Origin of the sequence: Haloterrigena turkmenica DSM 5511, from assembly GCF_000025325.1 — an archaeon.
GTDB lineage: Archaea > Halobacteriota > Halobacteria > Halobacteriales > Natrialbaceae > Haloterrigena > Haloterrigena turkmenica.
Genome location: NC_013743.1, coordinates 639,497 through 666,063, shown reverse-complemented (window position 1 = coordinate 666,063; position 26,567 = coordinate 639,497). Strand labels below are relative to the sequence as shown.

Here is a 26,567-nt window from a genome sequence, read left to right as displayed (position 1 = left end):
CATTCCGATGGGTTTCCTAACGGACGCCCGTCCCGGCGATCTGGTACCCTCGTCAGAGCCCCCAGAAGAACGCGATGCCGAGCACCGTCACCACCGAGAGCAGCAACTGCAGCGGCGCGCCGACGCGGACGAAGTCCATGAACTTGTAGCCGCCGGGGCCGTAGACGAAGAGATTCGTCTGGTAGCCGACGGGCGTGAGGAACGCCGTCGAGGCCGCGAAGGTCACCGCCAGCACGAACGCGAAGGGGTTCGCCCCGATCTGGTCGGCGGTCTCGACGGCGACCGGGAGCATCAACACGACGCTCGCGTTGTTGGAGATGACGCCCGTGATGAGCCCGGTCGCGAGGTAGAACACCCAGAGGACGCCGATAATCGGCAGATAGGCCCCCGTCGCGGCGACGAGACTTCCGAGCAGGTCCGCACCACCGGTCTGCTCTAAGGCCATTCCCAGCGGAATGATGCCGGCCAGCAGGAAGATCACGTCCCACTCGACGGCGTCGTAGATCTCGGTCGGCTTGAGGACGCCCGTCGCGACCATCGCCACGACGCCCGCGAGCGCGGTCACGAGGATCGGGAGCGAAAGGGCCGACATCGCCTCGAACGCCGCGACGCCGGTCGCGCCGGCGAGGGCGGCGCCGACCGCCCCCCAGGGCACGGCGACGAAGCCGACGACGCCGGCCATGATCGCGACCGCGTGCGGGATCTTCTCGCTCCGGTAGTCCGGTTCCTCGGGTTCGTGGGCGACGATGAAGTCGTCGTTCTGCGAGAGGCGATCGATGCTGTCCGGCGCCGCCTGGACCAGCAGCGTGTCGCCGACGCGGATCCGGCGCTCGTCCATGTCCTCGCGAACCGTCTCGCCCCGACTGCGGAACGCCAGAACGGTCGCGTCATAGCGCTGGCGGAACGTCGAACTCTCGAGGGACTCGCCGACGAGAAACGAGCCGCGAGGGACGACGACTTCGACGAGGGTTCGGTCCGGCGCTTCGTCGGGCTCTAAGTCGTCGTCGGTCTCGGGGCTGCCCGAGAGCGTGAGCGTCTCTCGATCGACGAGTTGCTGGACCGTCCCGCGGTCGGCGCGGAGTCGCAACAGGTCGCCGGCCCGGATCGTCTTCTGGCCGATCGGTTCGATGAACTCCTCGTCGTCGCGGACGACCTGAATGATGTCGGCGTCAAACTCGACGTGGTCGATGGCCTCGGCGACGGTCGTCCCGATGATCGGCGAATCGTCGTCGACGACGACCTCGGTCAGGTACTCCTCGATCGCGTACTCTTGGACGTAGTCCTCCTCGACGGGGACGCGTTCGGGCAGTAGCCGGTGGCCGACGGTCATGAGATAGAGGCTACCGACGAGCAGCACGATAATTCCGAGCTGGGTGAACTCGAACATCGAGAACGGGTGGTCGAGCAGCCGCGCGGAGACGTCGCTCGCGAGGATGTTCGTCGAGGTGCCGATGAGGGTGAGCATCCCGCCGAACATCGACGCGTAGGAGAGCGGAATCAGGAGCTTCGAGGGCGACGTCTTTCCCTTGTGAGCGATGTCCGAGACGACGGGGACGAGGATGGCGACGACCGGCGTGTTGTTGATGAATCCGGAGATAGGGCCGCTGACGCCGATCGTCGCGAGCAGTTGTTTGTCGAGATCGTCGCCCGCGAACGCCGACATCTTCCGGCCGATGATCTGGACGACCCCGGTCTGGCTGATCCCCGAACTGAGGATGAGCATCGCAAGCACGGTGATCGTCGCCGAGTTCGAGAACCCGGAGGTCCCCTCGGCCGTCGAGATCTCGGTGAAGTTCACGACGCCGTCCGCGCCCAGCACCATCAGCAGGACCATGACGAGGATCGCGGTCACGTCGATCGGCAGCCACTCGGTGACGAAGAGCACGAGCGCGAGCAGAATGATTCCGAACACGACCAGCATGTCGGGCGTCACCTCGAGCCCGCCGGTCTGGGCGAACAGTCGAACGACGCCGTCGCTGCGAAGCACCTGACCGAACACGATTGACAGTCTCGATTCTCGACCGGTCCCGCTTGAAGGTCCCGATTCGGAGAGGAGAATCAGAACGACGGCGTCCGTCTCCCGTTATTCTGTCGGCGACGACAACGGGTTCGCCGTCCGCCGAGTACGAGGGCGGAGCGGGTTCGTCGTCGGGCAAAAGCTTTAGTCGTGCCACAGAGTACCACACTATCGATGGTCCACGCGTTCATCATGGTGAAGACCGGCGCCGGAGAGTCCGAGGGGTCGCTCGCGGAGATCAGGGGCCTCGAGTCGGTGGTCGACGCCCACATCGTCGCCGGCAACTACGACATCATCGCGGAGGTCGACGGCCAGGAAGTCTACGACGTGCTTGAGACCGTTTCCTCGAGCGTCCAGGGACTCGGCGGCGTCAGCGACACGAAAACGTACATCGCGATGGGGTGAGACGAGCGGCCGCGCCGCGGACGGCGACTCGAACTGGCGCAAACTGTCGGGACGACAGTCGTCACCATACGGGCGCGCACTGTTCATCGACGATCGCCCACCGCGGCCCGTGGTCCGCCGGTCGGAGCGACGAACGCGTAGTCCCTCGGTTGCGGCGATCGGTGCCTGAGAAAACGTCTCGATCGAACAACTACCATGGTACTCGGGGGCAAACTTATTCAGGAGGGCGAGCGTACCCCTGTCCATGCGGTTCGTGATTATCGGGGCTGGACGGGTCGGCCTGCGCACGGCGCGCGTCTTGCGCGACGAGGGCCACGAGGTAACGATGATTGAACGCGACGAGGCGAGGGTTCGCCGCGCTCGCGACCAGGAGTTCCCCGTCGTCGAGGGCGACGGCTCCCGCGAGGACATCCTCGAGGACGCCGGCATCCGCGACGCCGACGCGCTGGGCGCGCTGACGGGCGATCTGAACGTCAACTTCACCGCCTGCATGATCGCCAACCACTACGACTGTCGGACGATCATGCGCATCGACGAGGCCTACCGCGAGGGGATCTACCGCAAGTACGCCGATCAGGTCGACGAGGTGATCTACCCCGAACGCCTCGGCGCGATCGGCGCGAAAAACGCCCTGCTGGGCGGCACGATCCGCGCGATCGCGGACATCGCCCCCCACCTGCAGGTCGTCGAGCTCACGATCACCGACGCGGCCCCCGTCAACGGCTACACGATCAGCGAACTGCAACTCCCCGCCAACGCGACCGTCCTCGCGTTCGGCAAGCGCGAGCACGAACTCGGGCTCCCCGACGCGGACCTCTCGCTCGAGAACGGCGACCGGCTCATCGTCCTCGCGGACTTCGACGTCCTGAGCGAAGTCCGCCAACTGCTGGTCGGCGAATCGGCGGCCAAGGCTGCCGCGAACGCGGGATCGGGCTCGAGTTCCGCGACGACGGACCTGTCGTCGGAGACGGATACCGGAGGTGTCAACTGATGGTCACGGCATTCATCATGATCAAGGCGAACACGGGCGAGGCGGATCGACTCCGAGACAGCATCGAGACGATCGAGGGCGTTCAGTCGGCCTACATCGTCGCCGGCGACGTCGACATCATCGCCAAAGCGCAGGTCGAAACCCCCGCCGCGGTAAAGGAGATCGCGGCCACCCAGATCCAGGGCATCGACGGCGTCGAGAACACCCAGACGTACATCGCGATGGACTAGAGAACCGAACTTTTGCGCTGCGTGCGGTCGCTTCGCGACCGCACTCGGCAAAACTTCGTTTTACATCGGCATTCCGCCGCTACTCCCATCGCGATCACTATCTGCAGCCTGCTGGCCGCGGTTCTGGGCGTTCTCGAGCAGCGTCGCGGCGGCGCCCTGATACTCGTAGCCGGGGATAATCCCCTGGGCGAACGTCCCCTCGACGAACTCGATGAGGGCCTTGGCGTCGTCGACGCCCTCCGCTGCGTCCCAGGCGACGTACTCGAGTCTGACGGTGACCGCGTCGGCGCCACGGTCGACGACGGGGTCCTCGTGGGTGCTCGTGTGTGCGACCGTGAAGGTATCCTCGAGACGGCGCTCTAAGGTTTCGAACCAGCCGTCCTCGACAACGGAGGCGACGGTCTCGCCGGCGACGGCGGCGTTGAGCGTCGGGAGGGTGACGGTGACGCGGAACTCGCCGTCCCGCTTTCCCTCGGCGTCGTCGGCGGTGACGGTCGCGTCGAAGACGGTCGTCTCGAGGTCGTACCCGGCGCCGTCCTCGAGCGGGACGAACGCGTCGTGGGACTCGAACTCGCGGGCGACGGGATCGGGAAGATCAGTCATCGTCCCTTCGAACGGCGGTGAGCGAAAAGGGTGTTACGCTGTCGCGTAGTCTGTCACGATCGTTGACTACTGAATGGGACCGTTACAGGCGGGTAATCGCCGGACGGCGACGGGATCGTTTCACGGGCGTAATCGACCATTTCCGCAACAAATGGCATGCATTACTACAACGGATATTGCCGTTTTTCGTCGGCATGAGTCTCGATAGACACGCCGCCGAACGCCGCCGGTTCGCACGCCTCCTCGGTATCGACGGGGAACTCGGCTCCGGGCTGCCGATCGGAACTCGCTCGAGTCGGACCGAGGAGGAGAACGACCGCGATCATCGCGAACAGGACGCCGACCGATCGACCGCCGAGGAGTCCGCTACTCGATCTCGCGATCGTTGAGGAACACGTTGATCGCCGTCGCGACCTCTTCGAAATCCTTGACTGTGAGTCCGTCGGTCGTGACGAAGATCCCCTCGCTGTCGCTGGTTACCCTGACGAGAAAGCCGTTGTCGAAGACGCGAATGGTGTAGTTGTAATCGCCGAGTTCGGAGTTCTCGTAGGCCGTCTGCGCCGTCTTGAAGCCGCGCCACTCGTGGCCGATAAAGGTCGATAGATCGGCGTCGCGCTCTAAGTCCTCGCGCAGGTACACCTGCTCGAAGTCGTCGCGCGTGAAGTAGGTGATCGAACGGAGACTGTCACCGATCGCCGTCCGACAGGTCGCGACGATCTGTTCTGCAGCCTCGTCCGTGAGTAACCCGGTGGGCATACCGAATACATCGAACCGCGTGACCTTAACGACAAGGGGCTAATTCGACTCGCTGAAAACGGCGTTCGACGGTGGAACGGCGCTCGACGTCGAACGCCGGTCAGCCGACGAGCACTGTTCCAGCACCGAACGTCGTTCTGTCCTCGAGCGCCGTCACCGACTCGAGCGCCGTCACCGACTCGAGCGCCGTCACCGACGCGACGCCGGCGAGCGATCAGGCCGCGTCGATCGCCCGATCCAGATCCGCGATCACGTCGTCGACGTCCTCGATACCGATCGAGAGGCGGACGAGATCGTCGGTGACGCCGCTGGCCAGTTTCTCCTCCTCGGTGAGCTGCTGGTGGGTCGTGCTCGCGGGGTGGATGATCAGCGTCTTCGCGTCGCCGACGTTGGCCAGCAGGCTCGCCAGATCGACCTCGTTACAGACCGTCTCGGCGGCGTCGTAGCCAGCGCGAGACGACGTCTCGCGAGCAGACGGGTCCGTGTCGGACCCGTCGACGCCCTCGAGGCCGAAGGTGATCATCCCGCCGTAGCCGCCCTCTAAGTACTCCCGGGCGTTCTCGTGGGTCTCGTGGCTCTCGAGGCCGGGATAGTTGACCCACGAGACCTTCGGGTGGTCCTCGAGGTACTCCGCGACGACCATCGCGTTCTCACAGTGTTTCTCCATCCGCAGCGGCAGCGACTCGAGTTTCTGGAGGGTGACCCAGGCGTCGAACGGAGACTGTTGATTGCCCAGATCGCGCAGCCCGCGAGTCCGCGCGACAACCGAGAAGGCCGCCTCGCCGAACGTCTCGTAGAAGTTGACGCCGTGGTACGCGGGATTGGGCTCCGTAATCTCGGGATAGTCGCCCTCCGGCCACGGGAAGGAGCCGCCGTCGACCAGTACGCCGCCGACGGTCGAACCGGCGCCGTGGAGCCACTTGGTCGTCGAGTTCCAGACGAGGTCGGCGCCGTGCTCGAGCGGGCGGCACAGGTACGGCGTGGCGAACGTGTTGTCGACGAACAGCGGCACGCCGTGGTCGTGGGCGATGTCCGCGATGCGCTCGATATCCGGCGTCACGAGCGCCGGATTACCGATCGTCTCGAGGTGGATGAACGCCGTGTCGTCGTCGATAGCCTCGGCGTAGGCCTCGTAGTCCAGCGTATCGACGAACTTCGTCTGGATGCCGCGCTTCGCGACGGTGTGAGTGAGGTAGGTGTAGGTGCCGCCGTACAGCGACGACGAGGAGACGATGTTGTCGCCGACGTCCGCGAGGATGAACGTCGCGAGGTCGAAGGCAGCCATCCCCGACGACGTGGCGAGCGCGCCGACGCCGCCCTCGAGGGTCGCGATGCGCTCCTCTAACATCGCGTTCGTCGGGTTCATGATTCGCGAGTAGATGTTCCCGGTCTCCTCTAAGCCGAACAGGGCGGCGGCGTGCTCGGTGTCCTCGAACTCGTAGGAGGTCGTCTGGTACAGCGGCGGCGCTCGAGCACCCGTCGTCGGATCGGGTTCCTGGCCGGCGTGGACGCTGTTCGTGGCGAACTGACGGTCCGTGTCGTCGGATTCCTCGCTCATACGAGCGTCTACAGACAGCAGAGGGGCAAAAGCGTTGTCGGGAATTGCCACGGACTGGGGACGATCGAACGGTCGAGGAATAAAAAACGGTGAAGAGGGCGAAAGCGGTGGCGATCAGTGCAACTTCGCGAGGACGACAGTCACGAGCACGGCGATGGCGGCGACTGCCGAGCCGATCGCGAAGCCGGGAACTGAGTCAGAGTCGTCTTCCGAGTCCGACTCGTCGTCCGATCCCGAATCGTCACCGGTCGATTCGGAACCGTCATCACCGGACTCCGAATCGCCCGAGTCGTCGCCGACGGTCAGCGTTCCCGACTCGAGCGACGGCTCGATGGCGCCGCCGTCGTCGTCGTCGACCTGCATCGACGTCACGCGCAGGTCCGTCTGACCGTCGTCGACGCCGGCTACGTCGATCGTCGCCAGCGTGACGTCCGCGTCGCCGGCCGTGACTGCGTCGCCGAGGTCGGCGGCCTCGACGGTGATGGTCTCCCCGTCGGCGCCCACAGCGGGGTCGGTCGTCAGCCCGAAGTGGTCCGGGTAGCTGGCGTTCGTGACGGTCGCGACGTCGCCGTCGTCGACGGCGAGCGTGAGCTTGAATCCCGCGAGTCCGTCGGGGACGTCGGTCAGCGAGACGCGGAGACTCTCGGTCGACTCGGGCTCGATCGTCGCATCGGAGACGACAAGCTCGGGTTCGGCGCCGCTCGAGGCACTGGCGGTCGATACAGCTCCATCGGTCATCGCCGGACTCGGTTCGGTCGTCGTCCGATCCTCACCGGCCGTCGTCGCGGCGCCGGCCGAACCGAGTGCGACCGTTCCGACGACCGTCGCGATCACGAGTGCGATGGCGAGCGTTCGGAACGCGCGCCCGCGGAGAGCCGAGTGATCCCAACGTCGGCGGCGCGATTCGGACCCAGTCGACGTGTCGGCGTCATCTCGATCCATCGGTTACAGTTCGTCGTAGAGGGCGACGATGTCGTCGTAGTCGATGCGGCCGTTGTCGTTGAAGTCGAACGCCGCCTCGTTGAGCTGGACGGTATCGTCCTCGAGGTGCTCGAACAGCAAAGTGACGTCCTGGTAGTCGAGTCGGCCGTTACCGTTGACGTCCTCGAACAGGCCGTCGCCGTCGAGGTCGGTCGGGGCGCGGCCCGACCCCTCACCGACCGGCGGCGGACCGACGACGACGATGCCCGGACGAGGCTGGGTGTCGATCGCCAGCCCGTCGTCGTCGTCCAGCGAGTGGACCTCGATCGTAATATCAGTCGTGCCCGTCCCGACGCCCTCGAGGTCGAGCGTCGCGAGCGTGACGTCGTCGAGCGTCGCGCCGATCTCGTCCTCGAGGTCGGCAAAGCGGAACTCGACGCTCGAGCCGTCACCGTCGATCGACGGCCCCGAGGTCAGTTCCAGCGCATCGTGGTAGCTGGCGTCGGTGATCGCGGCGACGTCGGCGTGCTCGACCGAGACGGTGACGCGACCGCCCGCGAGGCCGTCCGGGATCGATGACAGTGTTAGGTCGACCTCGCCGGTCGCACCGTGACTGACCGCGATCGAGTCGGTCCGGAGAACCGCCGGCGGCTCGTAGACCCACATCGCGTCGTTCTCGTATGTGCGGCCGAAGGTACCCTTGTCCTCACAGAGGAGGACTCGGCCGTCGTCCATGACCATCACGTTGTCGACGTTGATCAGCGACTCGTCGAGCAGGGAGACGGAATCGCTCCCGTTCGGGCCGACGACGACCGGCTCGAGCCGGGAGACGTCGTAGCCCTCCTCGAGTTCGGCCCGGTAGAGGACGCCGGTCTCGACCTCATCGAAGCGGAGTTCGCCCTGATCGTCGGTCATGGTGCCGCCGAGCGAGGAGATGCCGAAGTAGATGAAATCGCTGGGTTCGGCCTCGTCGTGGGAATCGATTCCTTCGGCCTTGTTGAACTCGATGCTGGCGCCGATTTCCTTGGCGGCCGCGCGGGTCTCGAGGAAGGGAACGCGACGGAGTTCTTCGTCGACACCGTCAGGGCCGCGTTCCTCGTACTGGGCGGCCCACTCGACGATCTCCTCGTCGGCGATGTAGTCCTGGTTGCCGTTGATCGCGACCTCCTCGTCCGCTTCCATCAGCGCCTGCTCGAGGTCGTCGGCCCAGTCGGTCTCGGCGTGGGTCTCGAGGTAGTCGACCTGCGTGACGTCGTCGTAATCGCTGATCCAGGACTCGATTTCGGCGTTGCTCGCGGTGCCCAGCGGAAGCCACTCGATATCTAGGTCGGTCTCGGCGACCGGTCCCTCGCCGATCTCGGTGGCTTTCATGGCGTACAGCGTGCCGCAGACGTCCATCCGGTCGTCGTACTCCGAAATCGGCTCTTCGGCGACGAACTTATAGATGCCCTTCGCGCCGCCGTCGGAGGCCAGGTAGACGGTCCGCTCGTCGGGGAGGACTTCGGGACACTCCCACGCGGCGCGGCCGAAGACGTGGTGTTTGACCGGGGTGGGGTCGTCGCTCGCGGGATCGGTGATCTCGACGATCTTCCCGTAGCGGTAGCGGTTCGGGAACGCCTCGTCACCGATGGGACGGCGGCGATCCTCGATCTCAATCTCGCCGTCCTCGTTCTCGAACTCGCGCAGGTCGACGGGTTCGGCGCCGAGGTGGTAGGCGTGTTTCTCGAGACCGGTCAGCGCCCACAGTCCCATCGGATACCAGGCGTCCTCGCCGAAGATGTCCGCGAGAGCGTCCTCGATTCCGGCGACGTTCGGTCGGTTCCAGAACGTGCTGGCGCCGCGAATACCGACACCACTGCCCGCCTCGACGACATCGCTGACCGTCGCGAGCCCGTTGACGCGCGGATGGCCGTAGTCCTCCTCGGCCGAGAGCGGCGTCTCCCACGGACTCAGGTCGCCGTAACAGTTGATCCGCGTGCCGCCGACCTCGCGGAATGCCTCGGTGTTCTCGAGTTCCATCGCGTTCTCGAGGTCAGCCTCCCAGCGGCCCGACTCGCGGCTGAGCGGCGTCCGGATGATTGCACCCGGACGAGTCTCGTTGTTGGTGAAGAGGTAGCCCTCGGTGCCTTCCTCGTTCGTCGAGACGAAGAAGTTCATGTCGGTGACGCCGCCGGCGCTCGCGAGGTCCTCGCCGGCGAGCTCCGCGACGTTCTCGCCGTCGGGCGTCTGCGGGTGACCGAACCGCTCGGTCCCGCCGTTGATCTCGTCGCCCGCCTGAACGAGCAGCCGGTAGTCGCCGGCCGCCCCGAGGACCTGCTGCTCCTCGGTCTTCGTTCGCGGCGGCTCGAGCTCGTCGAACTCGTCGTTCTTGCCGTTGAAGGTAAATCGGAAGTCGTCGAAGACGCCGACGCCGCCCCGGTTGAACGGCTCCATATTGTCGTCGCTGGGCGCCTGCAGGCTGTAGAGTAGTTCGCCCGTCTCGAAGACAAACGGCCCCGTTACCTCGGCGCCGAGTGCCGTCGTCGAGAACCGATCGATGTTCCCCTTGACGTACGGTGCCTCGAGCGAGTCGTGCTCCTCGGGATCCTCGTCCGCCCCCACTAGACCGACCGTCCCCGCACCGACTGCCGCAGCCGCTGACGATGCCATCAGCTTCCGTCTGGTAAATTCGACCATGCAAGCGGGTCGACTCAGTTAGATATGGTTAGGTTTTATAATATTATTATCATCCGTACTGTTATCGAACGGTGAAGTTACTATATCTCGATAGTCGGACTGAACGAGCGAGAATCTATATAGTCGAGCGGGGAACCGGAAAACAGTCCGAACGAAGAAACCGGGAATGAGACCGGCCCGACGGTCGTCCCGGCAACGAGCGGTCGAATCGGACGCCAGCGACGAAGCGGACGAATCGACCGCACGGATCGGCGTCAGATCTCGAGCCGGACGCGAATCCGAACGCGGACGACGCCTCGATTACAGTTCGTCGTAGAGGGCGACGACGTCGTCGTAGTCGATGCGACCGTTGTCGTTGAAGTCGAACGCCGCCTCGTTGAGCTGGACGGCGTCGTCCTCGAGGTGCTCGAACAGCAGGGTGACGTCCTGGTAGTCGAGTCGACCGTTGCCGTTAACGTCCTCGAAGAGGCCGTCACCATCGAGATCCGTCGGGGCGCGTCCCGAGCCCGACCCCTCGCCGACCGGCGGCGGACCGACGACCACGACGCCCGGGCGAGCCTGCGTGTCGATCGCCAGCCCGTCGTCGTCGTCCAGCGAGTGGACCTCGATCGTAACGTCGGTCGTACCGGTCCCGACACCCTCGAGGTCGAGCGTCGCGAGCGTGACGTCGTCGAGCGTGGCGCCGATCTCGTCCTCGAGGTCGGCGAAACGGAACTCGACGCTCGAGCCGTCACCGTCGATCGACGGCCCCGAGGTCAGTTCGAGCGCGTCGTGATAGCTGGCGTCGGCGATCGCGGCGACGTCGGCGTGCTCGACCGAGACAGTGACGCGACCACCCGCGAGGCCGTCCGGGATCGACGATAGCGTCAGATTGACCTCGCCGGTGGCGCCGTGGCTGACCGCCACGGAACTGGCCTCGAGGACCGCCGGCGGCTCGTAGACCCACAGCGCGTCGTTCTCGTACGTGCGGCCGAAGGTGCCCTTGTCCTCACAGAGGAGGACTCGGCCGTCGTCCATGACCATCACGTTGTCGACGTTGATGAGCGACTCGTCGAGGATCGACGTGGGATCGCTCTCGTTCGGTCCGACGACGACTGGTTCGAGCCGGGAAACGTTGTAATCCTCCTCGAGTTCGGCTCGGTAGAGGACGCCGGTCTGAACCTCGTCGAACCGAAGGTCACCGTACTTATCGGTCATGGTGCCGCCGAGCGAGGAGATGCCGAAGTAGATGAAATCGCCGGGTTCGGCCTCGTCGTGGGCGTCGATCCCCTCGGCCTTGTTGAACTCGACGCTGGCGCCGATTTCCTTGGCAGCCGCGCGGGTCTCGAGGAAGGGGACACGACGCAGTTCTTCGTCAACGCCGTCGGGGCCGCGTTCCTCGTACTGGGCGGCCCACTCGACGACCTCCTCGTCGGTAATGTAGTCCTGATTGCCGTTGATCGCGACCTCCTCGTCCGCTTCCATCAGCGCCTGCTCGAGGTCGTCGGCCCAGTCGGTCTCGGCGTGGGTCTCGAGGTAGTCGACCTGGGTGACGTCGTCGTAGTCGCTGATCCAGGACTCGATTTCGGCGTTGCTCGCCGTGCCCAGCGAGAGCCACTCGACGTCGAGATCGGTCTCGGCGACCGGTCCCTCGCCGATCTCGGCGGCCTTCATCGCATAGAGGGTACCGCGGACGTCCATCCGGTCGTCGTACTCCGGAATCGGCTCTTCGGCGACGAACTTGTAGATGCCCTTCGCGCCGCCGTCGGAGGCGAGATAGACCGTCCGCTCGTCGGGGAGGACCTCGGGACACTCCCACGCGGCGCGACCGAAGACGTGGTGCTTGACCGGCGTCGGCACGTCGGCGGTCGGCTCGGTGACCTCGACGATCTTGCCGTAGCGGTAGCGGTTCGGGAATTCCTCGTCGCCGATGGGGCGAGGCGTGTTCACGGTCTCGGGACCGTCCTCGCCCTCGACCTCGTTCTGATCGCGTGGCTCTACACCGAGGTGATAAGCGTGTTTCTCGGTGTTCCGGTTGTTGTGCAGCCCCATCGGATATTCGTGCTCGTCACCGAAGAGCTCCCGGAGCGAGCCGTCGACCTCGAGGATGTCGGGTCGGTTCCAGAACTCGCTGCCGCCGCGGAGGCCGACGCCGCTTCCGGCCTCGACGATGTCGCTGACCGTCGCGAGCCCGTTGACGCGCGGATGGCCGTACTCCTCTTCGGCCGACAGCGGCGTCTCCCACGGACTCAGATCGCCGTAACAGTTGACCTTCGTCCCGCCGATCTCGCGGAAGACCTCGGTGTTCTCGAGCTCCATCGCGTTCTCGAGATCTGCCTGCAGATAGCCGTCCTCGTCCCGGTAGAGAGGGGTTCGCGTGATCCCGCCCGGCCGGATCTCGTTGTTGGTGAAGAGGTAGCCCTCCAACCCCTCCTCGTCCGTCGAGACGAAGAAGTTCATGTCGGCCTGGTCGCCGATGCCGTACCCGTCTTCGGAAACCTCGACGAGTTCCGTCCCGTCGGGCGTCTGCGGATGGCCGAATCGCTCGGTCCCGCCGTTGATCGGGTCACCCGTCTGCACGAGCAGCCGGTACTCGCCGGCCGCCGAGAGGACCTGCTGTTCCTCGCGGTCGGTTCGCGGCGGCTCGAGCTCGTCGAACTCGTCGTTCTTCCCGTTGAAGGTAAACCGGAAGTCGTCGAAGACGCCGACCCCACCCGCGTTGAAGGGCTCGAGATTGTCGTCGTGGGGTCCCTGCAGACTGTAGAGCAGCTCCCCCGTGTCGAAGACGAACGGCCCCGTCACTTCGGCGCCGAACGCCGTCGTCGAGAACCGGTCGATGTTCCCCTTGACGTACGGCGCCTCGAGCGTGTCGTGTTCCTCGGGATCCTCGTCCGCTCCCGCGAGACCGACCGTCCCCGCGCCGACCGCCGCAGCCGCCGACGATGCCATCAACTTCCGCCTCGTAAATTCGACCATGCAGTCGGATCAATCTTCGAGTAAGTAATGAGAATTTATAATATTCGGAAGTGATCTATTGTATATAACAAAGTAGAGGGGGAAGAAATATATTAAACATAGCACTCTGACGTCTATTAATCGATATGCAGATAGGATCAAGAATACGTAGTCGACGCGGCGCTGCGGGTCAGATCGAAGACCCAGCAGGCAGCGGATCGATCAGGCCGAGACTCGACGTGCCGGTCGCGGCGTCGGCGCGGCTCCAGCAGTGAACGGCGAGACTGGCGCGAAAAGGGAACGAGGGTGCCAAACGGCGGCAGGAATTCGAGCGGTCGTCAGTCGAGTCCCTGCGTCTTCACTTCGGTCCGGACCTCTTCGGCGCGATCGCGGACCCACGTGAGGTAGCGATCGATCTCGGTCGGCGTCGAGCCGTAGAAGGAAGCGACCCAGTCTCGGTCGGCCCACGGCATCGTCATCAGATACGCCGCGAGCGTGTCTTTACCCGCCTGGACGACCTCCGGCGGGACGCCGCGCTCGCCGGTTCCCTCCTCGACGAAGCCGTTGACGTCGAAGTAGACGTCGGCGTACAGACGGGCGTCCTCGAGGCTGTCGAAGGCGATATCGGTGTGTTCGGGCGCTTCGAACCGGTAGCGCTCGTCGGCGTCGTCGTCGACGATGCGGACGCCGAAGACGTAGTCCTCGACGACTCGACCGGCGGGTTCGGGGGCGGGATCGGACGTGGACATTTCCGTGGATCCACTCGGGTCCGAGACAGTATTGAATGTTGATATGACGGCTATAGGGCTCTCGTGAGCGGTTCGTACCGCTACCGGATCGAACGAACTCGAGACCGCGTTCGAGTCGCGGGCGAATCGGCGGCGTCCAGCAGGCCCTAACTTTTCGGAGAGCGTCGTCGTCACGTCCGGGCACGACGGATGAACGTCCTGATCGTCCTCGGGCACCCTCGGACCGACAGCCTCTGTGGCGCGCTGGCCGACGCCTACCGTGACGGCGCGCTCGAGGCCGGTCTCGAGGTGCGGAAGCTCGTCGTCGCCGATTGCGAGTTCGATCCCGACGTCCGCGAGGTCTCGCCGACCGACCAGCCGCTGGAGCCTGACCTGCGGGCGGCCCAGGATTCGATCGAGTGGGCCGACCACCTCGTCTTCGTTTACCCGAATTGGTGGGGGACGATGCCGGCGCGGCTCAAGGGCTTTTTCGACCGCGTCTTCACGCCCGGTTTCGCGTTCGTCGAGTACGACGAGGGGGAGGGCGCGGGTCACGAGGGACTACTGGACGACAAGACCGCCGAGTTGATCGTCACGATGGACATGCCGCCGTGGGTCTACCGCTGGATCTACCGTCAGCCGGGCAACAATGCCGTCAAGCGCGCGACGTTGGGCTATGCTGGGATCCGTACCACGCGGGTCACGAACCTCGGTCCCGTCGAGGAGTCGACCCCCGAGGAGCGAGAGGAGTGGCTCGAGAAGGCGACTCGACTCGGCGAGCGTCTCGCCAGCGGGCCAGATTCGCGATCCACGCGCGTCCGGCGCCGGGCGACGGCGTGGCTGAAGGCCCTGCGGCTACAGTTCTACCCGATGGCGTGGGTGGCCTACACCATCGGCGCGCTGGCGGCCGTCGGCTCGAGCGGTGTCCTCTCGTCGACCACCTACTGGCTGGGCTTCGCCTTCCTCTTCTTCCTCGAGGCGGCGACGGTGCTGTCGAACGAGTACGTCGATTACCCGACGGACCGCGAGAACGCGTTCGCCGGTCCCTTTACGGGAGGTTCACAGGTGTTGGTCGACGGCACGCTCGAGTTCGACGACCTCAGACGGGGGATCGGCGTCGCGCTCGCGCTGACCGTCGCCTTCGGTGGGGCCGCGCTCGCGGTCGGTCCCGGCTCGCTCGTGGCCGGTACGGCCGTCATGGCCGCTCTGGGCGTGCTGGCGCTCGGCTACACGGTGCCGCCACTCGAGTTATCCTACCGGACGCTGGGCGAACTCGACGTGGCCGTCACCCACAGCACTGGGGTCCTGCTGGTCGGCTACGTCCTGCTCGGCGGGCGGGCGACCGACCCGTTCCCGTGGCTGCTGTCGGTGCCGTTCCTGCTGTCGGTGCTTCCGTCGATCACGCTGGCCGGCGTGCCGGACCGCGAGGCCGACCGGGCCGCCGACAAGGAGACGATCGCGGTTCGCTTCGGCGTCGACGGCGCCGCGAGGGTGGCCGTGGCGACCGCGGGTCTGGCCTGTCTGACGGCGCTCGTCTGGGTGGCGTTCGACGTCGCCGGAGGCGCCTACGACCCGCTCGTGCTCCTCAGCGTTCCACACGCGCTCGGGCTCTGCTGGCTCCTTCGGGATCGGCTGTGGGATCGAACGACGCCCGGCCGCATCGACGGCCTGATGGCTGCCGCGCTCTCCTTTCTGGGCTGGTTCGGCGTCGTCCCGCTGCTGAACCTGCTGTGAACCGAGAGAGGGGAACTCCGCTTACTCGAGCAGCGACTCGCCGGTCATCTCCGGGGGCTGTGCGAGGTCGATCAACTCGAGGATCGTCGGCGCGATATCGGCGAGGGTGCCGCCCGCTCGAACGGTCCTGCCGCCGGCGGTTCCGTCGTCAGCCACGTAGACGAGCGGAACGAGATTGTACGTGTGCGCGGTGTGGGGATCCTCCTCGGTACCCATGTCGTCGGCGTTGCCGTGGTCGGCGGTGACGAGGACGTGCGCGCCGGCGTCCTCGAGGGCGTCCGTGAGTCGGCCGAGTTGCGCGTCGACGGCCTCGACGGCCTCGATGGCGGCCTCGTAGTCGCCCGTGTGACCGACCATGTCGGGATTGGCGTAGTTCAACACGAGCACGTCGGGGTCGTCGGACTCGATCACGTCGACGGCGGTGTCGGTCACTTCGGGGGCGCTCATCTCCGGCTGCAGGTCGTAGGTCGGCACGTCGGGGCTCTCGACGATCTTCCGGATCTCGCCGTCGAACTCGATCTCGCGGCCGCCATTGAGGAAGTAGGTGACGTGGGCGTACTTCTCGGATTCGGCGATCCGCAGTTGCGTCCGGCCCGCGTCGGCCAGTACCTCGCCGAGCACCTGCTCGGGCTGGTTCGGCGGGTAGGCGATCGGGAGGTCGAAGGTCTTGTCGTACTGGGTCAGCATGACGACCTCCGCGTCCGGCGGACTGGTCTCGAACTGGTCGGCCCAGTCCTCGGGTCGGATATCGGCCAGCATTCGCGTCAGTTGACGCGCGCGGTCCGAGCGGAAGTTGAACCAGACCACCGAATCCCCGTCCTCGAGGGCCGGTCCGTCCGCAATGACGGTCGGCTCGACGAACTCGTCGGTGACGTCGCGATCGTAGGATTGCTCGACCGCCTCGACCGCGGAGTCGGCCTCGTGGTCGGCCTCGCGGTGGACCATCGCGTCGTAGGCCCGCTTCGTCCGCTCCCAGTTCTGGTCGCGGTCCATCGCGTAGTACCGACCCGTGACCGTCGCCACGTCGCCCGTACCGTGCTCGGCGACGACGTCCTCGAGCGTCGAGAGGTAGTCCCGCCCACCGGTGGGCGAGGTGTCCCGGCCGTCCGTGATCGCGTGGGTGACGGCCTCGACGTCGCGGTCGCCCGCCAGTTCGATCAGCGCGTGGAGGTGCTCGTGGTCGGAGTGGACCCCACCATCGCTGACGAGGCCGACGAAGTGTACCTTCCCGTCGTTTGCGCGGGCGTTGTCGAACGCGGTGTTGATCGCGTCGTTCTCCCGGAAGGAGCCGTCAGCGATCGAGTCCGAGATCCGGGTGTACTCCTGGTGGACCACGCGTCCGGCGCCGATATTGAGGTGGCCGACCTCGCTGTTACCCATCTGGCCGTCGGGGAGGCCGACGCGCCGGCCCGCGACCTCGAGCGTCCCGTACGCGCCGGCGTCGGCGAGCCGATCGAAATTCGGCGTTTCGGCGGCTGCTACGGCGTCTCTGCTCGTTCCGTCGCCGAGTCCCCACCCGTCGAGGATGATCAGCGCAGCGTCCATGTGCGACGGGTCGCCAGCCGCTCGTAACTAGCTGTCGTTGTCTCGCGGACACGCCGGCGGGCGTCTCGAACGCGGATCGTTCCCTCCCGCCTTCGCTCGCCGCCGCTTGAGGACCGGCGGCCCGACGCCGATGGCAGACGGAAAGTATATACAACGCAACTAGAGAATGTGGCGCAGCTATCGGGTCGCTGCGACGACGGCGTCCCACCGCTCGATCATGACCGGCCGTCTCTCCCTCGCGACGCTGCCCGACCGCGCTCGGCTCCGTGACGCGCTCGATCGCCGTTTCGGCATCGATGCTCGCGCGCTGGCGGCGTTTCGAATTATTCTCGGCTGTACGCTCTTGTTCGACATCCTCCACCGGTCGCGGGAGCTGGTCGCGTTCTACGCCGACGCCGGCGCGTACCCGCGGGCGTTGCGACTCGCGGTCGGCAACTCGCGAGGCGAGTACTCGCTGCACATGCTGTCGGGCGAGCCGTGGGCGCAGGCGCTGCTGTTCGGCCTCGCGGCGCTGCTCGCGCTCGCGCTGATCGTCGGCTACCGAACGCGACTCGTTACGTTCCTCTCGCTGGTCCTGCTGGTCTCCGTCCACTTCCGCAACCCGCTGGTCCTCAACGGTGCCGACAGGCTGTTGCGCGAGGTGCTGCTGCTGGCGCTGTTCCTGCCGCTCGGGCGGCGGTGGGCCGTGGACGCGCTCGGCGACGACCGGGAAGATGGCGATGATCAGAGCCGTGAACCCGGGAGCGAAACGAGAACGGGAACAGGATCCGAGAACTGGGTCGTGACGCCCGCGACGGCGGCCGTGCTCGTCTACGTCGTCGGCTTCTTCGCGAACAACGGCCAGCACAAGCGACTCGGCGACACCTGGACCACCGGCGAGGCGCTGGGGTACGCCCTCCGACAGGACCACATGACGATTCTCGTCGGCGATCACGTCGTCGACTATCCGCTGCTCCTCGAGGTCGGGACCTACGGCTGGCTGGCTCTGGTCGTCGGCGCCCCGCTGTTACTGGTGCTGACCGGGTGGCTCCGGACCGCCTACGTCGGGGCGTTCCTCGGCGCTACCGCCGGACTGGGACTGAGCATGGCCGTGGGGCTGTTCCCCGCCGTGCTGACGGCGGTGCTGGTGCTCTTCCTTCCCTCGTTCGTCTGGGACCGCCTCGAGGCGACCGTCGCGGCGTGCTGTGAGCGAGTCGGGCCGCTCGAGCGCCTGCGGTCGCGAACCGGTGCGCTCACGTCGCGAATCGGTCCGCCGCGCAGCCTCGGTTCGGTGCTCCCGTCGCAGATCAGGAACCGTCGGCACCGGCTCCGGTCGGTCCTCCTCGGCGGCGTGCTGCTCGTCGTCGTCCTCTGGACCGTCGGGTTGCTGGGCTACGCGGACGCGTTCGAGTCGGTCGACGCCGTCGATCCCGACGACAACCAGTGGACGATGTACGCCCCGAACCCGTCGACGAGCTACGGCTGGTACGTGGTCGAAGCGGAGCTCGAGTCCGGCGAGGAGATGGACGTCCTGCGAAACGAGGCGCTCCGGGAGGGGCCGCCGCCGGACGCGTCCGAGACGCTCCCGAGTTTCCGCTGGCGGAAGTTCATGAACTCGCTGGACGACGACGAGGCCCGCGCCGACCGGTTCGGGACGTACATGTGCGACCGCGCCGCCGACCAGTTCGATTCGCCCGTCGAGCGGATCGAAGTCACCTACCACTATCGGTCGATCGAACCTGACGGAGACGATCCGACGACGGGGACCGCCACTCGAGTCGAAACGACGTGTGCGGCGACCTGAGCCGGGACGGGAACCGGAACGTTGACCACTCGCTGGTTCGAATTCACGCTATCACGATGGCCACGGACGTACCGCGAGAGGATCCAATCGTGCTCTTCGACGGCGTCTGCAACCTCTGTCACGGGTTCGTGCAGTTTCTCGTCCCGCGGGACACCGAGGGCCGGTTTCACTTCGCGTCGCTGCAGTCCGACATCGGCCAGCAGTTGCTGGCCGAGTACGGCCTCGCCGACCACGACCTCGACTCGGTCGTGTTGCTCGAGGGCGACGAGGCGTACGTCAAGTCCGATGCGGTGATCCGGATCGGCCGGCTCCTGGGCGGTGGCTACCGACTGCTCGGGCCGTGTCGGTTCCTTCCCCGCCGACTGCGGGACTGGGCGTACGATCTCGTCGCGCGCCATCGCTACCGGCTGTTCGGGCAGAAAGAACAGTGTATGCTGCCGACCGGAAACGTCCGGGACCGGTTTCTCGAGTAGAGGACGCGGCTCCCCGTCGAGGTGTCGATCGGGTCGTCGACCTTACTGCCCGGCTTCGGCGAGGTCCAGATACGGCGCGATCATGTCGCGATCGACCGCCAGCTCGAGACGTTCGGTCGCCTCGTCGTATTGGACGAGACCCGCGTCACAGAGGTGCGGGAGATGCTGGTGGTGCAGATCGACGAGGATCCGCTGGTACCGGTCGTACGTCGGCGTCGCTTCTTTGAGCGCGATGTACTCGGCGAGATCGCCGAGGTGAATCGCCGCCGGCTTCTGGGCGAGATAGCCGAGCGCGTACTGTCGTCGGGTCTCCGCGAAGGCCCTGAACAGTCGCGTCGAGGAAACGTCCGCGTCGTCGATCTCGGCTCCCTGGGAATTTCGTGTTTTCGGCGTCATAATGGGGGCGTACTGTACCTACGCTCTCTCCCCGACCGGGTCTCGCGTTCCGACTTCAGCAGAGTACACGTGCCAGTGCGAAGGGGATCCACATAACCATTGTTGTACAGCAATTATATTAGAAATGAAATGGTTCGGATCATTTACTGGTCAGTCTTCGAGGAACTCCGGTTCGAAGGCGGGATCGGAGTCGGGGTCGGGCTCCCGCCGCTCGATCGTGACCGTCCACGCGGGGGCGGCGGAAACGGGCGACGAAACGTCCCAGACGCCGTCGATGACGGCTCCGCGGCCGAAAGCGGTCGTCACGAGCGCCTCGAGATCGCGTTCGAAGGCCGCAGTCACGTCGGGGTCGGAGGGTCCGCTATCAGTTGCCATGGTATTTCGGCGGGAGGGCTGACACGTGCGGCGAGTGGTGGGCGCCGACACGACGCTGCTCCCTCCACAGGGTCCCGAGGGCAGCGGTAACTATAACCGCGTCGCCGTTATGATTAAATTTTGACAATCGAACGGCGGCCGGTATTCGATATCGGATCGGCGGCCCGCGTCGCCGAGCTAAACTCGAGTCGGACTCCTCGAGCCGCCGGAACGAGACTAGTCGCGGCGGTGGTCGAAGGTCGCACCGCAGTCGCCACAGACCGTGCTACGGCCGGGCTTGGTTCGCTGTGCGAAAACGGCGCCGCAGTCGTCACAGATCATAAAGAGACGGCGTTCCGGCGGGACGCCGGCCTCGAACGTGACCTGGATCCAGGCGTCACGGTTCGTCTCGTCGTACAGCGTCACGTCAGCGCCGTCCTGGCGCCAGTTGATCGGGTCCTCGTCGGTGTCGACCGCTTCCAGACCTCGCTTGGACATCGGGGTATCCGGATTCAATCCCCAGCCACATATAATTTTTCTGATAATATTTTACCCGGCCTCGAGTTAATGCATTGCTAGCGGTGCGATCGATCCGACCGTCGTCTTTTTGCGAGTGGGACGGGAGCCACCGAGTGTGACTCTCGATCCGGTCCACTTCGACGGTATCGCGCAACTCGCGAGGCGGATCGATCACGGGGCCGACGAGCGCGATCGCCGCGCCTTCGCCGAGACGGTCTGGGCGGAGTTCCTCGATCCGCTCGTTGACGACGGTCGGACGATCCTCGAGCCGATCGACGAGCGGCACCGCCGCCACGTCGACTGCGAGGACGTCGCGCTCTGTGATCGACCGTTCGCGAGCGAGCACGGGCTCGACGCGGGAACCATCAACCCGACGACGTTCAAAAACGGGCTCGTCATCGACATCGCGCAGGCGGCGATGGCCGCCACGCCGAGCGACCTCGACCTCCACCGGTCGCGGACCACCGTGATGACGGTCCACTCCAACGACGAGACGATGACCGTCGACGAGACGTGGGGGAAGTTCGACGAGGGCTACAGCCGGAGCCGCGCCGTCAAGATCCCGCCGCTGCCCCGCTTCGCCGAAGGGGTCGTCCACGCGTTGGCGCTCTACCTCGCCGAGAGCAAACACGCCCTCGAGAACGCCGACGCGGTCGACGACTTGCTCGTCCTCGACGGGCCGATCTACCCCCGCGGGCTGCTCCGCTGGGCCGATCAGCACCCCGATCTCGCGGACTTCCTGCTCGAGGACCCCCGGCCGACGACGGTGCTCGAGAACTACGTGCGACTGGTCGAGCGGTTCGTCGAGCGGGACGTCCCGCTCGTGGGCTTCGTCAAGAATCCGGCGACGCGGGTCATCACGCGGACGCTGAAGCAGAAGCGAAACGTCGACGTGGCCACCCCGTGGAACGACGATTCGGCGCTGTTCACGCGGCTCTTAGAGCGCGGCGAATACGTCGACGATATCGACGGCCAGCGCTGGGAGCGCGACACCGAGGCGCTGACCTACACGAACTGGTTTCGCTCCCGCGGCGGCGTCGATCGCCCGCTCTCGGTCGAGGGCGACGCCCTCGGCGTCGAGCGTGACCTGTCGCTCGAGGCCTACGAGGTGACGTTCTTCGTCGTCTACGACCCGCGCGACGATCTGATCTACCGGATCGAGGCCCCCTACGCGTTCACTCGAGCGCCCGAGCGGCGGCGGGCGGTGACGATGCAGGTCCTGCAGGATATCGCCGTCGCCCACGGCCCACCGACGATCGTCGAGAAGGCCGACGAACTCGCCCGGATCAGTCGCTCGGAGAAGGCGTCGCTCCGCGAGACACTCGAGACCCAGTTCGATACGAGTCAGGACCGGACGTATGACGACCATCGGTGGGAAGAGGAGCATTAGCGCCGGCGATTCGCTCAGCTACTGTGACAAACGTACTGGACCGGGCAGCAAATAGCAACGATAGTGACCGTTCCTTTCGCTGACTGTCACTGTGACACGAACGTCCGAACGAGACGACAGTGACGGGACCGACCCGGGGATCGACTCGCGCCGCCGTTGGTTGCTCGGTATGGCCGCGGGAGCGTCGGCCGCTGCCGTGCTCCCGACGACCGGGAGCGTCGGAGCGAACTCCCGCGACGAGACGGTCACAATCGTCCACGACACGCACTTCCACGGTCGGTTCGCGGATGCCGAAGCGGCCGAACTGAGCCTCGCCAGCTACTACGCGGTCGTCGAGGAGCACCTCGAGTCGGCCGCGAACTCGCTGTTCGTCGGGAACGGCGACGACCTCGCCCCGTCGATGCTCGGCCTCGAGTACGAGGGCGAACACGTGATCGAGGCGTTAAACGAGACGGCCATCGACGTGGACGGCGTCGGCAACCACGAGTACGATTTCGGCGCCGACGTGGCGACGGCGCGCTTCGAAGAGAGCGAGTTCCCGTGGGTCGTCGCGAACCTGCTCGACGACGCGGGCGACCCAGTTCCCGGAACCGAACGGTGGACAGCGTTCGAGAAGGGGGAGTTGACGGTCGGCGTCTTCGGCCTCGTCTCGACGAACTTCCACTCGCTGACCGACTACCCCGCGGAGTGGCAGGTGCTCGGCTACGTCGAGGGCGCGCAGGAAGCGGTCGACGCGCTCCGCGAGGAGGGGGCCGACGTCGTCGTCTGCGCTTCCCACGTCTCGACCGGCGTTCATTACACGCTCGCCGAGGACGTCGACGGCCTCGACGCGATCGTCGGCTCCCACTCCAACATCGTCTTCGAGGAACCCGAGGTCGTCGACGGGACGATTATCAGCGAGTTCGGCGACGAGTTCGACCATGTCGGCTCGCTCACGCTCGACGCCGACGGAACCCTCGTCGACTGGCGACGGACCGACCTCCTGGCCCCTGACGCCGATCCCGCGTCGGCCGTCGACGAGTACGAGGAGATCGAGGTCCGCTACGCCGACGAGATCCCGGAAGACGAGACCCTCGCCACCCTCGCCGAGGAGTGGACCGACGAACTCGAGGCGGAACTCGAGCAGACAGCCTTCGAGACCGAGGTCGAACTGAACGCGACGTTCGACAACTACGCCATCGAGACCAACTGGGGGAACCTCATGACCGACGCGATGCGAACCGTCGGCGAGATCGGCGACATCGAGGTCGATATCGCGGCCCAGAACGCCGGCGGCATCCGCAGCGGGTCGACGTACGGCCCCGGTCCGGTCACGGGCGCCGACGTGATGAACATCCTGCCGTTCCCCAACGAGATCGAGGTCGTCGAACTGACTGGCGAGGACGTCGTCGCGTACCTCGAGGAGGCGATCCGCCCCCATCCGTCCGAGAACTACGGCGCGCAGCCGGCGATCCAGGTCTCGAGGCTCTCCTACGAGTGGTGGGGCCACGGCGGCGAGAGTCAGGTCGAGAACGTCTTCGTCGGCGGCGAGCCCATCGACCCCGATGAGACGTACTACCTCGCGCACAACGACTACTCGATCGAGAACTCCGACGTCCTCTCCGAGGTAGCGGTCGTCCTCGCTTCCGGCCAGTTCCAGGGCCCCTACGTCCTCGACCGCCTCGAGGAGCGAGACACCGTCGCGCCCGAGCGCGAGAACCGGATGCTCCGAGTCGACGAGACGGTCGGCGAGGCGTCGGTCGCGGTCGGCGACGGCGAGACCACGCTCACCGTCGACGTCCCGGACGGCGCCGCGGCAATTCGGTCCGACACCTTCCGGGCCGTGATCCGGACCGGCGCTGACCTCGAGGCGAACGCGGCGACCGTCGACGGCGACAGCGTCGACGTGACGTTCGACACCGACGAGTTGCGCGCTCTCGTCGCGGACGTCGACGAGCCGGCGCTGCGGCTGTTCGGCGGCTACGATCCCGATCAGGCGTACTGGGACTACGGCTTCGAGGTGCCGACCTCGAGCGGCTACGAGCACTTCAAGCTCCGCGCGGACGTGAGCGCGGCCGCCCTCGAGGACCCGGACGACGGCGATTCCGACGGCAACGAGTCGGACGATGATGGGGCGAACGACGGCGCGGACGACGGGATGCCCGGCTTCGGTCCGCTCGGCGCGCTCGCCGGCGGGAGCGCCGGCGGCTATCTCTACTCGCGCCGTCGAGTCGCCGACGACGAATCGGCCGAGACTACCGCGTCAGCGACCGGGGACGACGGTGACGACTGATCGGACGACGCGACCCGTGACTCTCGCTTCCCACGCGCGCGTCGATCGAGTACGGCCTCGAGGATCGGTGAGCGCTACGAGTGCTACCACGCGATGAGAGCCACGACAGAACGACGGACGGTCGCCGCCGGACGCGGCCTGTTGCTGGGAGCGGTCCTCCTCGCGCTGCTACTGGTCCCCCTGCTCGGGTTCGCCGCCGAGACGGCTGCCGCCAGCGACCGGACCGCGGCCATCCTTCCGTCGACGCAGACGGTCGCCGCCGACCCCGGCGAGGAGGTCACCGTCGACGTCGTCATGCAGAGCGACGGCGGCTACGGCGGCGAAGGCATCGAATCGGTCTCCCTCGTCGCCCAGTACAATCCCGAGTATCTCGAGATTACCGACGTCGAACGCGGGCCCTGGCTCGAGCAGGGCGCGGAAACGGACGTCTACGCCGAACGGGGGCTCGCACACGACAGCGGCACCGCCGTTCTCGAGCAGCGGCGCGATCCGCCCGCCGACGGCGCGACGGGGAACGCGAGAATCGCGACGCTCACGGTCGCGGTCGCCGAAGACGCTCCGCCGTCGGAGGCGACGATCACCTTCGAGGAGAGCCGCGCCGAACTCCTCCGCGAGACGCCGATCCCGGTCTTCGATACGGACGCCACCGTCGCGATCGACGGCGGCGGCGACGAGGCACCGGCGTTCGACCACCCGGACCCAGACGGGCTCGAGACGACGCCCGTCGACGCCGAAGCCACCGACGCCGAACCGGGAGCGGAACCCGAATCGACGAGAGATGACGACGCTGTAGCGGAGACCGACGACGAGAACGGTGGGAACGAAACCGAAGCGGACCGCGAGGACGCCGTTCCGGGACTCCCGACGCCCGTCGCAGCGGGGATCATCGTCGGAACGGTCCTCGTCGGTCACCGATTGCACGATGCTACCGGCGTTCGAGCCGGCGCGGACCGGTAGTAGTCGTCAGTTACTCGTCAGTTTCGCCGTTTTTCTCGACCTCGAGATCGACGTCGCTCGGATCGACTCCGATTCGGGCGAACTGCGTCCGGACGTGTTCTTTGGCGCCCTCGAGGGCCTGTTCGCGGGTGTCGAAGCCGCGTGGCATGGGCGATTCGAAGGCGAGGTTCACTTCGCGGCCGTCGACCAGCTGGGTCGAGCCGCCGCTGTCGACCTCGTAGAACTCGTCGCAGACCCAGACGTAGGCGGCGTCTTCGTCCGGCGCGCCGCGAAACGAGGGCGCTCGTTCGCCCCGCTCGTACAGCGTGCCAGTGAGTTCGGTGCCGCCGGCACGACCGCGTATCAGTATCATACCGTTCCTTCGGCGCGTACGCGCAAAAAGACAGTGGCGCGAATCACGGAATCTCCTCGAGAGTCGCCCTCGAGATCGGCGTATATTCGCCGCACGGGCACCCGAACGGATCTACTCCGCGGTCGGCGCGGAACACACCGGTTAGTACCGCCGGATATCACGATTATCCGACGGTCCGATATCGAGTGTTATCGCTTCTCGAGGGAGTCTACGGAGGATTCACCGGTAAGTCAAGTATTACGCGAGTAAGCATTCGTTCCCGAGCCAAATCGTTTTGGAAATGGGCTTAACCCCGTTCCACCAGTGCCTGTTAGTAATGAGTTCGAAAGCGTCCATCGGCGGTGACAGCGAACGGGGCCCATTGACAGACGTCCCGGAGGAGTGTTACGACGTCCTCCGACATCCGCGCCGGATCCGCATCCTGGCGACGCTCGGCGCCCACCGTACGCGGCTGTCGCTGATGGAGCTGACGACGGCGATCGTCGAGAACGAAGACCTGGACGTCCCGACCGGCAAGGCTCGTCACGACGTCCGCATCAGTCTCGTCCACAACCACCTCCCCCGACTGGCCGAGTACGGGCTCGTCGAATTCGACGCCGAGACCGGCGCCGAACTGGTCGACGAACCGCCGGTCCACCCCGCCGATCTCGCGAGACTGCTCGAACTCTGTGAGGGTCCGGAGGGAGAGCAGCTGCTCGAGGCGATCGTCCACCCCGTCCGGATGCGAGTCCTCGCGATGCTCTCGGGCGCCGAACGCACTGTCTCCGTCGAGCGACTCGCGTCGGAGCTCGCCGCCAGCGACGTCGGCGCGGACGACCGCGAGCGAGCGAAGATTTCCCTCTATCACGCTCACCTTCCCGTGCTGGCCGACGTAGATGCCCTGAAGTTCGACACCGACGCCAATCTGGTCACGCAAGGCGAACGGACGACGTCGGTCCTCCACTGATCGCTCACCGTCACCGCCGAACTCGCC

24 protein-coding genes are annotated in these 26,567 nt (G+C 66.1%); 11 read left to right on the top strand and 13 right to left on the bottom strand.

Annotated features, from left to right (window positions below):
- Window positions 1-52 precede the first annotated feature (52 nt).
- On the bottom strand, window positions 53-1,921 hold the full coding sequence (locus HTUR_RS03190) for an SLC13 family permease (RefSeq protein WP_012941854.1): 1,869 nt from the start codon (window positions 1,919-1,921) through the stop codon (window positions 53-55).
- A 270-nt stretch (window positions 1,922-2,191) separates the two neighbouring features.
- Between HTUR_RS03190 and HTUR_RS03185 the strand changes: the two genes are divergently transcribed.
- The 3 genes from HTUR_RS03185 to HTUR_RS03175 all read left to right on the top strand — a co-directional run bounded on the left by HTUR_RS03185 (window position 2,192) and on the right by HTUR_RS03175 (window position 3,643).
- Window positions 2,192-2,422 (top strand): Lrp/AsnC family transcriptional regulator, encoded by a 231-nt coding sequence (locus HTUR_RS03185; RefSeq protein ID WP_012941853.1) that lies wholly within the window; start codon window positions 2,192-2,194, stop codon window positions 2,420-2,422.
- 244 nt (window positions 2,423-2,666) lie between these two features.
- Complete coding sequence (locus HTUR_RS03180; protein ID WP_012941852.1) at window positions 2,667-3,413, top strand: potassium channel family protein; 747 nt, start codon at window positions 2,667-2,669, stop codon at window positions 3,411-3,413.
- On the top strand, window positions 3,413-3,643 hold the full coding sequence (locus tag HTUR_RS03175) for an Lrp/AsnC family transcriptional regulator (protein WP_012941851.1): 231 nt from the start codon (window positions 3,413-3,415) through the stop codon (window positions 3,641-3,643). Before HTUR_RS03180 ends, HTUR_RS03175 begins: the two co-directional genes overlap by 1 nt.
- A 60-nt stretch (window positions 3,644-3,703) precedes the next feature.
- Here HTUR_RS03175 and HTUR_RS03170 read toward each other — a convergent pair whose 3' ends face one another.
- Complete coding sequence (locus HTUR_RS03170; RefSeq protein ID WP_012941850.1) at window positions 3,704-4,246, bottom strand: DUF5813 family protein; 543 nt, start codon at window positions 4,244-4,246, stop codon at window positions 3,704-3,706.
- Between the two features lie 194 nt (window positions 4,247-4,440).
- On the opposite strand from HTUR_RS03170, the gene HTUR_RS03165 reads away from it, so the two are divergent.
- Complete coding sequence (locus HTUR_RS03165; protein ID WP_049941580.1) at window positions 4,441-4,635, top strand: hypothetical protein; 195 nt, start codon at window positions 4,441-4,443, stop codon at window positions 4,633-4,635.
- Here HTUR_RS03165 and HTUR_RS03160 read toward each other — a convergent pair.
- The 6 genes from HTUR_RS03160 to HTUR_RS03135 all read right to left on the bottom strand — a co-directional run bounded on the left by HTUR_RS03160 (window position 4,613) and on the right by HTUR_RS03135 (window position 13,840).
- Window positions 4,613-5,002 (bottom strand): DUF7522 family protein, encoded by a 390-nt coding sequence (locus HTUR_RS03160; RefSeq protein ID WP_012941848.1) that lies wholly within the window; start codon window positions 5,000-5,002, stop codon window positions 4,613-4,615. The two genes, HTUR_RS03165 and HTUR_RS03160, sit on opposite strands and share 23 nt — an antisense overlap.
- Window positions 5,003-5,216: 214 nt before the next feature.
- Window positions 5,217-6,560, bottom strand: coding sequence for an O-acetylhomoserine aminocarboxypropyltransferase/cysteine synthase family protein (locus tag HTUR_RS03155; RefSeq protein ID WP_012941847.1), 1,344 nt, complete (start codon window positions 6,558-6,560; stop codon window positions 5,217-5,219).
- Window positions 6,561-6,674: 114 nt separating this feature from the next.
- Entirely contained in the window at window positions 6,675-7,502 is an 828-nt protein-coding gene (locus HTUR_RS03150; protein ID WP_012941846.1) for a hypothetical protein, read from the bottom strand.
- A 3-nt stretch (window positions 7,503-7,505) separates the two neighbouring features.
- On the bottom strand, window positions 7,506-10,157 hold the full coding sequence (locus HTUR_RS03145) for an alkaline phosphatase PhoX (RefSeq protein WP_012941845.1): 2,652 nt from the start codon (window positions 10,155-10,157) through the stop codon (window positions 7,506-7,508).
- A gap of 300 nt (window positions 10,158-10,457) precedes the next feature.
- A complete protein-coding gene (locus HTUR_RS03140; protein ID WP_012941844.1) occupies window positions 10,458-13,112 on the bottom strand; it encodes an alkaline phosphatase PhoX in 2,655 nt (884 codons plus the stop codon).
- A 317-nt stretch (window positions 13,113-13,429) separates the two neighbouring features.
- A complete protein-coding gene (locus HTUR_RS03135; protein ID WP_012941843.1) occupies window positions 13,430-13,840 on the bottom strand; it encodes a hypothetical protein in 411 nt (136 codons plus the stop codon).
- A gap of 189 nt (window positions 13,841-14,029) precedes the next feature.
- Here HTUR_RS03135 and HTUR_RS03130 point away from each other — a divergent pair, with 189 nt between their 5' ends.
- On the top strand, window positions 14,030-15,553 hold the full coding sequence (locus HTUR_RS03130) for an NAD(P)H-dependent oxidoreductase (RefSeq protein WP_012941842.1): 1,524 nt from the start codon (window positions 14,030-14,032) through the stop codon (window positions 15,551-15,553).
- Between the two features lie 21 nt (window positions 15,554-15,574).
- On the opposite strand, the gene gpmI is transcribed toward HTUR_RS03130, so the two are convergent.
- Complete coding sequence (gpmI, locus tag HTUR_RS03125) at window positions 15,575-17,098, bottom strand: 2,3-bisphosphoglycerate-independent phosphoglycerate mutase (protein WP_012941841.1); 1,524 nt, start codon at window positions 17,096-17,098, stop codon at window positions 15,575-15,577.
- 166 nt (window positions 17,099-17,264) lie between these two features.
- Here gpmI and HTUR_RS03120 point away from each other — a divergent pair, with 166 nt between their 5' ends.
- Window positions 17,265-18,881, top strand: coding sequence for an HTTM domain-containing protein (locus tag HTUR_RS03120; protein ID WP_012941840.1), 1,617 nt, complete (start codon window positions 17,265-17,267; stop codon window positions 18,879-18,881).
- Window positions 18,882-18,937: 56 nt separating this feature from the next.
- Entirely contained in the window at window positions 18,938-19,354 is a 417-nt protein-coding gene (locus tag HTUR_RS03115; RefSeq protein ID WP_012941839.1) for a thiol-disulfide oxidoreductase DCC family protein, read from the top strand.
- Between the two features lie 42 nt (window positions 19,355-19,396).
- Here the strand turns inward: HTUR_RS03115 and HTUR_RS03110 are convergent, their stop codons facing one another.
- The 3 genes from HTUR_RS03110 to HTUR_RS03100 all read right to left on the bottom strand — a co-directional run bounded on the left by HTUR_RS03110 (window position 19,397) and on the right by HTUR_RS03100 (window position 20,602).
- Window positions 19,397-19,750 carry a DUF7344 domain-containing protein gene (locus HTUR_RS03110; RefSeq protein ID WP_012941838.1) on the bottom strand — a complete coding sequence of 118 codons (354 nt, stop codon included), beginning with the start codon at window positions 19,748-19,750 and terminating at the stop codon, window positions 19,397-19,399.
- Between the two features lie 150 nt (window positions 19,751-19,900).
- The gene (locus HTUR_RS03105) at window positions 19,901-20,125 is read right to left on the bottom strand and encodes a hypothetical protein (RefSeq protein ID WP_012941837.1); all 225 of its coding nucleotides are present in this window, start codon (window positions 20,123-20,125) and stop codon (window positions 19,901-19,903) included.
- A 216-nt stretch (window positions 20,126-20,341) separates the two neighbouring features.
- The gene (locus HTUR_RS03100) at window positions 20,342-20,602 is read right to left on the bottom strand and encodes a hypothetical protein (protein ID WP_012941836.1); all 261 of its coding nucleotides are present in this window, start codon (window positions 20,600-20,602) and stop codon (window positions 20,342-20,344) included.
- 136 nt (window positions 20,603-20,738) lie between these two features.
- On the opposite strand from HTUR_RS03100, the gene HTUR_RS03095 reads away from it, so the two are divergent.
- From HTUR_RS03095 to HTUR_RS03085, 3 genes are all read left to right on the top strand, one after another.
- Complete coding sequence (locus tag HTUR_RS03095) at window positions 20,739-22,013, top strand: DNA double-strand break repair nuclease NurA (RefSeq protein WP_012941835.1); 1,275 nt, start codon at window positions 20,739-20,741, stop codon at window positions 22,011-22,013.
- A 91-nt stretch (window positions 22,014-22,104) separates the two neighbouring features.
- On the top strand, window positions 22,105-24,285 hold the full coding sequence (locus HTUR_RS03090) for a bifunctional metallophosphatase/5'-nucleotidase (RefSeq protein WP_049941579.1): 2,181 nt from the start codon (window positions 22,105-22,107) through the stop codon (window positions 24,283-24,285).
- Between the two features lie 93 nt (window positions 24,286-24,378).
- The gene (locus HTUR_RS03085) at window positions 24,379-25,242 is read left to right on the top strand and encodes a cohesin domain-containing protein (protein ID WP_012941833.1); all 864 of its coding nucleotides are present in this window, start codon (window positions 24,379-24,381) and stop codon (window positions 25,240-25,242) included.
- A 10-nt stretch (window positions 25,243-25,252) separates the two neighbouring features.
- On the opposite strand, the gene HTUR_RS03080 is transcribed toward HTUR_RS03085, so the two are convergent.
- A complete protein-coding gene (locus HTUR_RS03080; protein ID WP_012941832.1) occupies window positions 25,253-25,594 on the bottom strand; it encodes a DUF7113 family protein in 342 nt (113 codons plus the stop codon).
- Between the two features lie 316 nt (window positions 25,595-25,910).
- Between HTUR_RS03080 and HTUR_RS03075 the strand changes: the two genes are divergently transcribed.
- Window positions 25,911-26,540, top strand: a complete 630-nt coding sequence (locus HTUR_RS03075) for a DUF7344 domain-containing protein (protein WP_049941578.1) — start codon at window positions 25,911-25,913, stop codon at window positions 26,538-26,540.
- Window positions 26,541-26,567: the final 27 nt, after the last annotated feature.